This window comes from Halomonas sp. B23F22_3 (genome assembly GCF_043496965.1).
Lineage (GTDB): Bacteria > Pseudomonadota > Gammaproteobacteria > Pseudomonadales > Halomonadaceae > Halomonas.
Window position 1 is genome coordinate 112377 of the sequence record NZ_JBIEKG010000002.1, and the last position, 12965, is coordinate 125341.

10 protein-coding genes and 1 pseudogene are annotated in these 12965 nt (G+C 67.1%); 5 read left to right on the top strand and 6 right to left on the bottom strand.

What is annotated here, in order from left to right; all coding sequences use genetic code 11:
- Positions 1-46 precede the first annotated feature (46 nt).
- The 3 genes from lpdA to sucD all read left to right on the top strand — a co-directional run bounded on the left by lpdA (position 47) and on the right by sucD (position 3664).
- On the top strand, positions 47-1486 hold the full coding sequence (gene lpdA, locus ACGTNG_RS04200; RefSeq protein ID WP_394575678.1) for a dihydrolipoyl dehydrogenase: 1440 nt from the start codon (positions 47-49) through the stop codon (positions 1484-1486).
- Between the two features lie 139 nt (positions 1487-1625).
- The gene (sucC, locus tag ACGTNG_RS04205; RefSeq protein ID WP_394575679.1) at positions 1626-2792 is read left to right on the top strand and encodes an ADP-forming succinate--CoA ligase subunit beta; all 1167 of its coding nucleotides are present in this window, start codon (positions 1626-1628) and stop codon (positions 2790-2792) included.
- The gene (gene sucD, locus ACGTNG_RS04210) at positions 2792-3664 is read left to right on the top strand and encodes a succinate--CoA ligase subunit alpha (protein WP_394575680.1); all 873 of its coding nucleotides are present in this window, start codon (positions 2792-2794) and stop codon (positions 3662-3664) included. Before sucC ends, sucD begins: the two co-directional genes overlap by 1 nt.
- A gap of 109 nt (positions 3665-3773) precedes the next feature.
- Here sucD and ACGTNG_RS04215 read toward each other — a convergent pair whose 3' ends face one another.
- The 4 genes and pseudogenes from ACGTNG_RS04215 to ACGTNG_RS04230 all read right to left on the bottom strand — a co-directional run.
- Positions 3774-5639, bottom strand: a complete 1866-nt coding sequence (locus ACGTNG_RS04215) for a cellulose binding domain-containing protein (protein WP_394575681.1) — start codon at positions 5637-5639, stop codon at positions 3774-3776.
- Positions 5640-6054: 415 nt separating this feature from the next.
- On the bottom strand, positions 6055-7077 hold the full coding sequence (gene gpgF / locus ACGTNG_RS04220) for a glucosaminyl phosphatidylglycerol flippase (protein WP_394575682.1): 1023 nt from the start codon (positions 7075-7077) through the stop codon (positions 6055-6057).
- On the bottom strand, positions 7074-8198 hold the full coding sequence (gene gpgS, locus ACGTNG_RS04225; RefSeq protein WP_394575683.1) for an N-acetylglucosaminyl phosphatidylglycerol synthase: 1125 nt from the start codon (positions 8196-8198) through the stop codon (positions 7074-7076). The genes gpgF and gpgS overlap by 4 nt, the downstream gene beginning before the upstream one ends.
- Positions 8199-8336: 138 nt before the next feature.
- Positions 8337-8528: pseudogene (locus ACGTNG_RS04230) on the bottom strand (hypothetical protein); the annotation flags it as partial.
- 124 nt (positions 8529-8652) lie between these two features.
- On the opposite strand from ACGTNG_RS04230, the gene ACGTNG_RS04235 reads away from it, so the two are divergent.
- Both ACGTNG_RS04235 and ACGTNG_RS04240 read left to right on the top strand, forming a co-directional pair.
- The gene (locus tag ACGTNG_RS04235; protein ID WP_394575684.1) at positions 8653-9582 is read left to right on the top strand and encodes an META domain-containing protein; all 930 of its coding nucleotides are present in this window, start codon (positions 8653-8655) and stop codon (positions 9580-9582) included.
- Entirely contained in the window at positions 9579-10292 is a 714-nt protein-coding gene (locus tag ACGTNG_RS04240; protein ID WP_394575685.1) for a hypothetical protein, read from the top strand. Before ACGTNG_RS04235 ends, ACGTNG_RS04240 begins: the two co-directional genes overlap by 4 nt.
- Before the next feature lie 86 nt (positions 10293-10378).
- Here ACGTNG_RS04240 and ACGTNG_RS04245 read toward each other — a convergent pair whose 3' ends face one another.
- Both ACGTNG_RS04245 and ACGTNG_RS04250 read right to left on the bottom strand, forming a co-directional pair.
- Entirely contained in the window at positions 10379-12319 is a 1941-nt protein-coding gene (locus ACGTNG_RS04245; RefSeq protein ID WP_394575686.1) for an exoribonuclease II, read from the bottom strand.
- 144 nt (positions 12320-12463) lie between these two features.
- Complete coding sequence (locus tag ACGTNG_RS04250) at positions 12464-12904, bottom strand: universal stress protein (protein ID WP_394575687.1); 441 nt, start codon at positions 12902-12904, stop codon at positions 12464-12466.
- Positions 12905-12965 lie beyond the last annotated feature (61 nt).

Consider the following 12965-nt stretch of genomic DNA (forward strand, 5'->3'; position numbering starts at 1 on the left):
GCGAAGCCGGCAACGTCTTCCAGCAACAAGCCACAAAGGAGCCAACATGGCTGACAAGTTTGATGTGATCGTGATCGGCGCGGGCCCCGGCGGCTACGTGGCCGCCATTCGTGCCGCCCAGATGGGCCTGAAGACCGCCTGTGTCGAGAAGTGGATCGGCAAGGAAGGCAAGGTCGTGCACGGCGGCACCTGCCTCAACGTGGGCTGCATCCCGTCCAAGGCGCTGCTCGAGGCCTCCCACAAGTTCGTCGAGGCCAAGCACGACTTCGCCGACATGGGCATCCAGGCCGGTGACGTCAGCATGGACGTCGAGAAGATGATGGCCCGCAAGGACAAGATCGTGAAGAACCTGACCGGCGGCATCTCCGGTCTGTTCAAGGCCAACGGCGTCACCGCGATCGAGGGCACCGGCAAGGTCACCTCCGCCAAGCAGGTCGAGGTCACCGACCGCGACGGCAACGCCAGCACCTATGAGGCCGACAGCATCGTCGTCGCCGCCGGCTCCGTGCCGGTGGAGATCCCGCCGACCCCGCTGAAGGAAGGCCTGGTGGTCGATTCCACCGGCGCCCTGGAATTCCAGGAAACGCCGAAGCGCCTGGGCGTGATCGGCGCCGGCGTGATCGGCCTGGAGCTCGGCAGCGTGTGGAACCGCCTGGGCTCCGAGGTCACCGTGCTCGAGGCCATGGACAGCTTCCTGCCGATGGTCGACGGGGCCGTCGCCAAGGAGACCCAGAAGCTGCTCAAGAAGCAGGGCCTGGACATCAAGCTCAACGCGCGGGTCACCGGCTCCGAGGTCAAGGGTGAGGAAGTCGTCGTCAAGTACGCCGATGCCGATGGCGACCAGGAGATCATCTTCGACAAGCTGATCGTCTGCGTCGGCCGCAAGCCCTACACCCAGGGCGTGATCGCCGACGGCGTGGGCGTCGACACCGACGAGCGCGGCTTCATCCACGTCGACGACCAGTGCCGCACCAGCGTGCCGGGCGTCTACGCTATCGGCGACTGCGTGCGTGGCCCGATGCTGGCCCACAAGGCCTCCGAAGAGGGCATCATGGTCGCCGACATCATCGCCGGCCATAAGGCCGAGATGAACTACGATGCTATCCCCAACGTCATCTACACCTTCCCCGAGGTGGCGTGGGTCGGCATGACCGAGCAGGACGCCAAGGCGGCCGGCATCGAAGTCAAGGTCGGCGCCTTCCCGTTCGCGGCGAGCGGCCGTGCCATGGCCAACAATGCGACCGAGGGCATGGCGCGCATCATCGCCGACGCCGAGACGGATCGCGTGCTGGGCGTGCACATCGTCGGTCAGCATGCCGGCGAGATGATCGCTCAGGGCGTGATCGCGCTCGAGTTCGGCTCCAGTGCCGAGGATCTGGCGCTGACCTGCTACGCGCACCCGACCATGTCGGAAGCGGTGCACGAGGCGGCGCTGGCCGTCGAGGGCCATGCCATCCACATGGCCAACCGCAAGAAGAAGAAGTAAGGACAACAAGCGCCACCGTCAGGTGGCGCATCGCTTCCGGCCATGTATCGGAAGCGAACGGTGGTGACACGACACCCGCCACCCCGAGGCGGCGGACCGTGTCACCGTTCGAGTCACATGCAACCAATGGCATGAATCGATGAACCTTCACGAGTATCAGAGCAAGCAGCTGTTTGCCGATTACGGCCTGCCGGTATCCAAGGGCTTCGCCGTCGACACCCCCGAGGAGGCCGCCGAGGCCTGCAAGAAGATCGGTGGCGACATGTGGGTGGTCAAGGCCCAGGTCCACGCCGGCGGCCGCGGCAAGGCCGGTGGTGTCAAGCTGATCAAGGATCCGGAAGAGGCCAAGACCTTCGCCGAATCCTGGCTGGGCAAGAACCTGGTGACCTTCCAGACCGACGAGAAGGGTCAGCCGGTCACCAAGATCCTGGTCGAGACCTGCACTGACATCGCCAACGAGCTCTACCTGGGCGCCGTGGTCGATCGCGGCACCCAGCGCGTGGTCTTCATGGCCTCCACCGAGGGCGGCGTGGAGATCGAGAAGGTCGCGGAAGAGACCCCCGAGAAGATCCTCAAGGCCGAGATCGACCCGCTGGTCGGCGCTCAGCCCTACCAGGCGCGTGAGCTGGCCTTCGCCCTGGGCCTCGAGGGTGCCCAGGTGAAGCAGTTCACCAAGATCTTCCTGGGCCTGTCCAAGCTGTTCCACGACAAGGACCTGGCGCTGCTCGAGATCAACCCGCTGGTGGTCACCGACGAGGGTAACCTCCACTGCCTCGACGCCAAGATCGGCCTGGACGGCAACGCCCTCTATCGCCATCCGGACCTGCAGGCGATGCGCGACCCGTCCCAGGAAGACGCCCGCGAAGCCGAAGCCGCGGCCTGGGACCTCAACTACGTGGCCCTGGAAGGCAACATCGGCTGCATGGTCAACGGCGCTGGCCTGGCGATGGGCACCATGGACATCGTCAACCTGAACGGCGGCAGCCCGGCCAACTTCCTCGACGTGGGCGGCGGTGCCACCAAGGAGCGCGTGGCGGAAGCGTTCAAGATCATCCTGTCCGACGACAACGTCAAGGCCGTGCTGGTCAACATCTTCGGCGGCATCGTGCGTTGCGACATGATCGCCGAGGGCATCATCGGTGCCGTCGAGCAGGTCGGTGTCAACGTGCCGGTGGTGGTGCGTCTGGAAGGTAACAACGCCGAGCTGGGTGCCGAGAAACTGGCCTCCAGCGGTCTGAACATCATCGCTGCTACCAGCCTGACCGATGCGGCTCAGCAGGTCGTCAAGGCAGCGGAGGGCAAGTAATGAGCATCCTGATCGACAAGAACACCAAGGTCATCTGCCAGGGCTTCACCGGCGGACAGGGGACCTTCCACTCCGAGCAGGCGATCGCCTACGGCACCCAGATGGTCGGCGGCGTGACCCCGGGCAAGGGCGGCCAGGAGCACCTGGGCCTGCCGGTGTTCAACACCGTCAAGGAAGCCGTCGAGCAGACCGGCGCCGAGGCCAGCGTGATCTACGTGCCGGCCCCGTTCTGCAAGGATTCCATCCTGGAAGCCGCCAACGCCGGCATCAAGCTGATCGTCTGCATCACCGAGGGCATCCCGACGCTGGACATGCTCGACGTCAAGGTGAAGTGCGACGAGCTGGGCGTGCGCCTGGTCGGCCCGAACTGCCCCGGCGTGATCACCCCGGGCGAGTGCAAGATCGGCATCATGCCGGGCCACATCCACAAGCCCGGCAAGGTCGGTATCGTGTCGCGTTCCGGCACCCTGACCTATGAAGCCGTCAAGCAGACCACCGACCACGGCTTCGGCCAGTCCACCTGCGTGGGCATCGGCGGCGACCCGATCCCGGGCTCCAACTTCATCGACGTCCTCGAGATGTTCGAGAAGGACCCGGCGACCGAGGCGATCGTTATGATCGGCGAGATCGGCGGCACCGCCGAGGAAGAGGCCGCGGCCTACATCAAGGAGCACGTCTCCAAGCCGGTCGTCTCCTACATCGCCGGCGTGACCGCTCCTCCGGGCAAGCGCATGGGCCATGCCGGCGCGATCATCGCCGGCGGCAAGGGCACCGCGGACGAGAAGTTCGCCGCCCTGGAAGCCGCGGGCGTCAAGACCGTGCGCTCCCTGGCAGAGATCGGCGATGCCCTGAAGGTCGCCACCGGCTGGTAAGCCGCGCGACTCTCAGCATCGAAAAAGGGCACCCCTCGGGGTGCCCTTTTTCGTGGGGGGCTCCCGGCCGTGGCGCCTCCAGGGCCGGCCCCTCATGCGGTCGCCGATGTCAGCCGGCCACTTCCTCCACGCTTGAGTTGCCGAGCCCCAGGACCTGCACCTCCAGGGCCTGGCCCGTCTCGTCCCTGGCCGTCATCTCGGCGGGCAGCTCGTCCTCGCCGTACGCCTTGAAGGCGAAGCGCCAGCTCTCGCCGGAGGCGAGGGTGTTGTCGCCGTTGTCCTTGACCCAGTAGCCGTCTTGGGTCTCGGAGAGATCGCCGTTCCACAGGGTGTCGATATCGGCGGGGAGATCGAAGCCGAGCTCCGGGTCGACGATGTCGTCATCGGAGACGTTCTCGACGAAGACCTCGGCCACATAGCCCGAGGACCACTGGCTGGTGACGTTGCCGGTGACCAGGAGTTCGGCATCGTCCTCCAGGATGGCCGGCGTCGTGCCGTCTCCGCCGAGGATCTCCTCGGGGCGGGGCATCGCCAGGGGCGAGTCATGGAAGGCGTTGCCCGAGGCGAGATGCAGGGTGACGCCGTCGTCGAACACCGCGAACTCCATGTCGGTCAGGGTGTCGTGGCTGCCCTGACCGGTGACGATGACCCCGTTCTCGGTGAACTGGATATTGTGATCCGCGAAGTCGCCGGCATAGCGCGCGGTATCGACCCCCAGGCCCCCGTCGAGCGTGTCGGTGCCGTCATACCAGTCGTCGCCGGGGCCGCCCTGCAGGACGTCATCGCCGCTGCCCCCCGACAGACTGTCATGTCCCAGGCCGCCATTGAGGTAGACGCCGTCGTCCGAGCCCTGGACGTCGTCATCGCGACGCGAGCCGATCAGGTAGTCGAACACCACCTCGTTGGCCTCGGGGTCGGTGGGGGCCCCGTAGCTCTCGCCGTTCTCGTTGACATAGAGGGACGGCGACATGGTATCGGCGTCCGGATCGCGGATGGAGCTCAGGACATGGATGCTGTTGTCGTGATCGCGGCCGCCATGGAAGTTGACGTCACGGTCGGTGGAGGCGATCTCGACCTCGTTGCCCATCGAGGAGCGCCAGGAGGCGAAGACCAGGCTGTGGCGCATGCCGCTGTCCTCGAGCCCGGTGAACCGTCCATCGTAGCTCTCGTGCAGCTCATAGGCATAGCCATTGCCGCCGCTGCCCTTGTTGAAGGCGCCATGGGCCTCGATGTGCTCGGCGACGGGATCCAGGGTCCTGGAGAACCGGAAGGCCGTGGAGGGGCCATCGTTGACCGTGATGTCGGCGAGCCGGGTATCCGTGGTGCCGGTCAGCAGGAGCGCGTTGTAGCCGGTCAATGTCTCCAGGGTGTTCTCGAAGACGCCCGGGTAGGGAGAGCCCAGCGCGAAGTCAAGGCTGAAGCCCTCCAGGGTAACGTCGTCCACGGTCTCCATGCGGGCGACCTGGGTCTTGCCGGCCGCGAAGTCGAAGCGTACGCCGCGGTCGAGGGTAATGGTGTCCCCCTCTACCGACTCGACCCTGGCCATGCTGGTGCGCAGCTCGGCATATTGCACCTTGCGCCAGGAGGTGTCGCCGATCTCGTCGAAGAAGGCGTCGTCATTGTCCTGCCAGATGCGCAGGGTGTCGCCGGCCTGGAGGTCGTGGCCGTCCGCGAGCGTCAGCTGGCGGCTGCCCTCGTTGACGTCGGTGGCCAGCTCTCCCGTGTAGGTCTTCTCCGTCCCGTCGAGCCGGATGGCGTAGTCGCTGCTCGACAGGGCCCGGTCACTGAAGGTCAGCACCGTCTCGCCGGCACCGGCGCCGATCAGGGAAATGTCGGAGCGGTCGATGGTGATGGCATCGTCGAACTCGAAGTCGCCGGCGGCGAGCTTCACCGTCGTGCCGGGAGCAGCCTCTCGGATCAATGTCTCGAGTTCATCGGCGGTGATGCCCGTGTCAACCTCGATGGTTGAGCTCATGCAATGTCTCCTTTCCGTCTTGAATTTGCGACAGGCTTTTCGGCCTATATGACCTTATTTTCTCGGGTAATTTTCCGATAAATCGGCTTGATCATGTCGTCGATTAGAGACGGCTATGGAAGGTTGAAGATGGAGGTGGTGGCAGTTAAGGTGCCGATCATTCCGTGAAAAGACACGGCGTTTTCAGTGTGGTGTAAGGCGTTGAAAGACGTCAACGATACAGCGGGACCATCAATGAGAACGCTGCCCGATTCGCTATCGCCGACAATGACGGGGTCATAGAAGAGATCACACGATGGGTCTCCGCCGATAGCGTCGAGGAGGAGGCCATGGAGGCGCTACGACAAGATGCATATTCGCGTGAACGAGGACGAGGTAGTAGCGGTGCTCGAGACGATGTGTCTTATGGCCGGGATCAGGCGGCTCGATCGCGACGCCGCAGCGCCTTGCCGAGCATGACCAGGAAGACCGGTGCCCCGGCGAGCAGGTAGAGGTGATAGCTGACCAGGCGCCAGATCAGCACGGCGGCGGCGGCCTGGTCGCGCTCCATCAGCGGCAGCAAGAGGGCGCCGACGCTGAGCTCGGCGGCGCCGGCGCCGCCGGGCAGCACGCTGAACTGGCTGGCCGCCATGGCCAGCATCTGCACCAGGAAGGTCCAGGCCCAGTCGGTCAGCGCCCCGCCCTGGCCGACGATGCCGAGCACGGCCAGGTAGAGCAGGCTGTAGCGCAACAGCCAGTGGAGGCAGCAGAGTCCGAAGATCGCCGCCAGCACCCGCGGCGGCAGGCGCAGGGTGGCGATCAGGGTGCGACGACCGCTCAGCAGCTGGCGGGCGAGGCGGCGCCGCCGCCCGGGGCCCGGCCAGGAGAGCCAGGGTCGGCGCCTCAGCAGCCGGGGCAGCCCGGCCAGGATGAGTCCCAGCCCGAGCAGCAGCAGGCCGAGGCCGAGCAGCGCGGCGCCGATCAGCGTGCGGTGCGGCCAGTCGATGGCGCCGACCAGAGTCGCGGCGACCAGCAGGGCGAGCATCAGGGCGAAGAACAGCAGGTCACAGCACTGATCGACCAGGTAGATGGCCGAGGCCCGCGCCGGTGAGTAGCCGCGCCTGGCCAGCAGCAGCAGGAAGGTGGCGGCACCGCCGGTCCCTCCCGGCGTGGCGCACAGCGCGAACTTGGCGGCCATCTCGAGGGCCAGGGCCCTACCCTGGCCCAGGCGTCCGGCGCGCCCGGAGAGCAGCAGCCGCCAGCGGGCGGCATTGAGGTTCCAGCACAGCACGGCGATGCCGACCATCAGGGCCAGCAGGGCGCCGGGGAAGTCGCCGAGCGCGGTGAGGGCTCCCTGGCCCCCCAGCCACCCGGTCACCAGCAGGGGCGCGAGCAGCGCCAGGCCCAGCGGGCCGACGTGGTGCCAGCGCCAGGAGATCGCCATGCCGGGCCGGGTCATGCCCGCTCGGCACGCGTGGCGGCCGCCCCGGCCTCTGCGTCGACCAGGCCGGCATAGTGCCGGCTCAGGCCGTCGATCACGTGCTCCCAGTGGAAATGGCGCTCCACGTGGCGTCGCGCATGACGCCCCATGGCGACAGGATCATTGAGGAAGAGCTCTTGCACGGCGCGGGCCATGTCGTCGGGGTCGCCCGGGCGGCAGAGGACCCCGGCTCCCAGCGGGACGTACTCCCTGAGGGCGCCGGCCCGGGCCGCGATCACCGGCACGCCGCAGGCCATCGCCTCCTGTGCCACCAGGCCGAAGGTCTCGCGGGTGCCGGCATGCAGCATGGCATCGGCGCTGGCCAGCGCCCGGGCCACCTCGGCGGGGGGGCAGTAGTGGGGCACCACGCTGACGTTCGCAGGCGCGCGGGTCGGCATGCCGGGCCCCATCAGCAGCAGGTGATACCTCGCTCCCAGGCGGGCCATGGTGGCCAGCAGCACGTCGACATGCTTCTCCGGGGAGTGGCGGCCGGCGAAGACCAGCAGCCGCTGGCGGTCGCACAGTCCCAGCGCCCGGCGCAGGCCGGGGTCACGATGCCGGGGGTGGAAGGCCTCCAGGTCGACCCCCAGCGGCTGCACCCGCACCCTCTCCACGCCCCAGTCGGCCAGCCGCTCCGCCATGGCGGTGCAGGGCGCCAGCACGCTGTCGAAGCGGCCGTAGAGCTCGCCCACGTAGCGCTGCAGGCGCCGGCGGACCGCGGCCCCGAAGCGATCCCCCATCAGCCTCGGCAGGTCGGAGTGGAAGAAGCCCACCGTGGGCACCCCCAGGGCCTGGCCGGCCTCCACGGCGGCCCAGGCGGTGACATAGGGATCGCCGGCCTCGATCAGGTCGGGGGCCATCGCCACCAGGGCCTCGCGCCAGGGGCGGCGGCGCAACGGGAAGCGGTAGCCCTGGCCCAGCGGGATCCGCGGGGCGGGGAGGGTGTGTACCCCGCCCAGTGAGCCGCGTTCGGCGCCGGGCACCAGCAGGCTGCCGCTCAGGCCCGGCCAGGCGGCCAGTACGCGATGCTTGGCCTCGAGGTAGGTGCGCACCCCGCCGCTGGCCGGTGCGTGGAACATGGTGACGTCGACGATGTGCAAGGAGCCCTCCTGGCGCTGGCGTGCCCTGCCAGCCTAGGGCGGCCCTGCGACAGTTTTGCGACAGGCACAACGCAGGACGGCGACCCGAGGGTCGCCGTCCTGATGCATGCCTGGCGGGTCACGCCGGCGGGCTGGGGCTCAGACGGCCGGGCGGCCGACCAGCGAGCGGGTCTCCTCGCGGGCCTCGGTCAGCGTCACGCGGATGACTTCGCCGAGCTTGAAGCGCTCCTCGCCCTCGATCTGGATGCGGCCATCCTTGTCGTCGATCGCCACCTTCTTGCGCTTGCTGTGCATCAGCGGGGCCGGGATGAAGGCGGTGGCGCCGTTGGCCTTGGTGAAGGCCTCCGCGTCGATGGTTTCCGGTACGGTTCAAGGGGGAGGGCTATTCTGCACCTTGAAGTCCGATGCACAAAGACGACCCTGCCCCCTCCCGAGACATGCTGGAGACTCGAAGGTGCGATTTCCGACGTTCATCCTGATCCTCCTCACGCCAGCACTCCTGCAGGCCGCGGAGAGTCCCCTTGACGATACTCATTGGCAACTGGTCGAAATTCAGTCCATGGACGATACGTCGCGCAAACCAGAGGATCCGTCTCGCTACACCCTGGACTTAAAGTCGGATGGCACCGCCCTGATCCAGTCCGACTGCAACAGCGCTACCGCCAGTTGGAAGGCCGAGGGCTCACAGCTTACCTTCGGACAGCTCTCGTCCACGCGAGCCCGGTGCCCGGACACGTCGTTGGACGAGGTCTACCGCGCCCAGTTCAAGTGGGTGCGCAGCTTTGTGACCAGGGAGGGCCACCTGTTCCTGGCCACTATGGCGGATGGCGCGATCATCGAGTTTCGCTCCACGACAGAACCGACGGCTAGCGCCCGTGTGCTGGGCGAGGACATCTCTTCCACGGACCCCCTGGAAATCCAGTCCACGGTACTGACGCGCCTGTTTGACGATTATGCGAATCACCACAATATTTCAGTATCGCAACAGGAGGTCGACGGCTACCTCGCGACCATGGACAAACGACTGAAGGCGGACCTCGGGGACGACTACGAGAGCCTGGAGGACTTCTCCCCGGCTGAGGCAGCGGAGGCCAGGGAGATGCGTGGAGCCATGGCTTCCTCGGTCATTCGCCAGTGGAAGATCAACCAGTCCCTGTACCAGAAAAACGGCGGGCGGGTGATCTATCAGCAACTTGGTTCTGAGCCCCTGGATGCCTACAGGCAATTCCTGGAGGAACGGCAGCAGGCCGGGGATTTCAGGGTCAACGATGCAGGGGCATGGCGCGCGTTCTGGGATGACTTCACCGACGCGGACCAACACCAGTTCATGGATGAAGATCAGGCGAAGAAGGCATTCAGCGACAACCCCTGGGAGGGCACATGAACATGAGCCCTGCGTTCGCGAGGCGCCGGGAGAATAACGACGAGGAGCGACATGGCATGAAACCACTATGTTCCGCACTGATGCTGGTCCTCGGCGCCGCCGTCGTTGCGGGTGCGTGTGCCGATTCTACGGACGCGCGTTGCGATATCTATCCCGCCGGTTCCGACCAGAGTGACAAGATGATCCCCTGTACCTTCAGCCAGCGCCAGGGCTACGTCACCATCAACCGCAGTGACGGGGTGGTCCACGATCTCTCGCCGGTGGGTGACACGCCCGGCAACTTCGCCGATCAGCACGGCCGCAGCGTCTATCGCCAGAGTGGCCTGGGCGACCAGGGCCTGATCTTTCGCTTTCCCGACGAAAGCGTTTTCGTCTACTGGTCTACGGACGCCCTGCATCCCGATTCCGACAGCCCCACCGCGCCCTTTTCGACAACGGATTACGACGCCACCACCTTGCTGCGCTGTCGCGCCGCGGGACAAGAGGATTTTGGTACCTGCCCCGCGGGCATCCTGCGCATGGAGGACAAACAGGCGAGTGTGGTAGTGCTCAGTCCGGCGGGTGCGAAATTCACCATCAATTTCATGAAGGACTATGTCAATGCGGCCAATCGTGAGGCCGAGGCCCGCCTCGAGGGGGATACTTGGATCGTGACCATTGACGGTGCTGACGTGTACCAGGTACCGCTGGCGGCTATCGAGGGGGGATGAGTAACGCCGGACCCGATACGACAACGGCGACCCGAGGGTCGCCGTTGTCGCGTGTCGCCAGGCGGGTCACGCCGGCGGGCTGGGGCTCAGACGGCCGGGCGGCCGACCAGCGAACGGGTCTCCTCGCGGGCCTCGGTCAGCGTCACGCGGATGACATCGCCGAGCTTGAAGCGCTCCTCGCCCTCGATCTGGATGCGGCCATCCTTGTCGTCGATCGCCACCTTCTTGCGGTCGCTGTGCATCAGCGGGGCCGGAATGAAGGCGGTGGCGCCGTTGGCGGTCAGGCGCACCCGCATGCCGCCGCGGTTGATGGCGATGATCTCGGCCTCGAAGGTCTCGCCGGCCTCGGCGGCGGGCGTCAGGTAGCGCACGTAGAGCCAGTCCTTGACGTCGCGCTCGGCCATGCGGTTCAGCCGGCGACGCTCGGTGAGCTGCTCGGTGAGCGCCTGGCTGGCCTCGGCCGGGGCCTGCTCGCCCTTGAGCACCCGCTTGATCAGGCGGTGGTTGACCATGTCGCCGTACTTGCGGATCGGCGAGGTCCAGGTGGCGTAGGCGGCGAGGCCGAGGCCGAAGTGCGGGCCGGGCTGCGCCGACATGCTGGTAAAGCCCTGGAAGCGGCGCAGGCGCGCGTCGAGCCAGGCGTCGTCGCGGCCCTCGAGCTCGCGCTTGAGCTCGGTGTAGCGGGAGAGCTCGGTGAGCTGCTCGTGCTCCACCTGGATGTCCTGCTCGGCCAGGAACTCCTGGGCGGCCTCGGCCTTCTCGGGCTCGAAGGCGCGGTGGACGTTGAAGATGCCGTGGCCGACGTGCTCGGCGAGCAGATGTGCGCAGCAGGCGTTGGCGGCGATCATCGACTCCTCGATCATGCGGTTGGCGATGCGCCGATGCTCGGTGCGGATGTCCAGCACGTTGCCGGCGTCGTCCAGGTCGAAGACGAAGTCGGGACGGTCCTTGAAGACCAGGGCGTGGGCCGCGCGCCAGGCGCTGCGCGCCTCGGTCATGGCCGCCAGGGCCTTGAGCTGTTCGCCGATCGCCGCGTCCGGCGCCCAGTCGCCCTGGCCCTCGAGCCAGTCGGAGACCCGGTCGTAGGCGAGCTTGGCGTGGGAGCGGGCGGTAGCGGCGAAGAAGCGGTAGTCGCCGAGGCTGCCGTCGGCGCCGATCTCCAGGGTGCAGGCCAGCACCGGGCGGTCCCGGTCCTGCCACAGCGAGCAGAGGTCGTCGGCCAGCTGCTCGGGCAGCATGGTCACGTTCTGGCCCGGCAGGTAGACGGTGAAGGCGCGGGTGCGCGCCTCCAGATCGGCGGCGTGACCCTCTTCCACGTAGGCGGTGGGGTCGGCGATGGCCACGGTCAGCGACCAGCCGCCGTCCTCGCGGGTGCGGATGCGCAGGGCGTCATCCATGTCCCGGGTCTTCTCGCCGTCGATGGTGAAGAAGGGCTCGGCGGTCAGGTCCTCACGCTCGAGGCCTTCGTCGCGCAGCGGCCAGTCGTCGCCGGCATCCGGGCACTCCTGCTCGAGGGCGTGGCGCGCCAGGGTCACGCGCCACGGCACGGCGGGATCGTCGGTCTTGGCCACCAGCTCATCGATCTGAGTGAAGAAGGCGCGATCGTCGGGCTTGAGGGGGTGGCGCACCAGGCGGGCCACCACCCAGTCGCCGTCCCCGATGCTCGCCTCGTCGAGGCTGCGCTTGATGCGCGCCTTCAGCAGGGTGTTCATCGTGGGATGATCGGGGATCACCGCCAGGCGACCGTCGCGCTTCTGCACGCGGGCGATGAAGCGCGCCATGCCGGTCTCGATCAGGGTATCGGGCTCCACCGACTTCTTGTCGCCCTCTTCGTGGAGGACGGCCGCGACGCGATCGCCATGCAGCACCTGCTTCATGGCGGGGGGCGGCACGAAATAGGAGTCACCGTCATCGGTCTCGAGGAAACCGAAGCCCCGGTCGGTGGCCTTGATCACGCCCTCTACGCGAGGGGTGTTGTCGCGGATCTGTTGCTTGAGCTGAGCAAGCGCCGAATTGTTCTGCAGCATGGTCACGATCGGTTGGCGAGTAGGGGGGCCACTATACGGATTCGCGACTCCGGCGCCAAACGCCGCGGGACCTGCCCACGGCGAATCAAGCGGTTGCGGCGGGGCGGCCGTCGCGTCGGCCCCGCTCGCTTTATCAGGCGCCGCTCAGCGCACGGTGATCACGGTGCAGTCGGCGGCGTGGCTGACCTTGTGGGAGACGCTGCCGACCACCAGCCCCTTGAGGTCGCCCAGTCCCCGGCTGCCCATCACGATGGCATCGACGTCGCGCCGCCGCGCCTCGTCGAGGATGGTGCGGGTCGGATCGCCCTGGGCGATCATGGCCTCGATATGCTCCACGCCGGCGTCGCGGGCCGCCTCGGTGGCCCGGTCCCTGATCTGGCGCCCGGCCGCCTCGAGCTCCTCCTGCGAGGCCTTCATCTCGACGGCGCCGATGCCCCAGACCAGCAGGGTGTCCTGGGCGAGTTGCTCGGGAATGTGCAGCAGGATCAGCGACGCCTGCTCCTGCCGGGCCAGCTGGCAGGCCACGGCAAGGGCCTTCTTGGCGTGTTCGGAACCGTCGATGGGCACCAGGATGGAGTGGAACATGACGCGGTCCTCCTTGCGAAGACGAGAGTGTCTACCTATCGATGAGCCTAGTCATCTCACG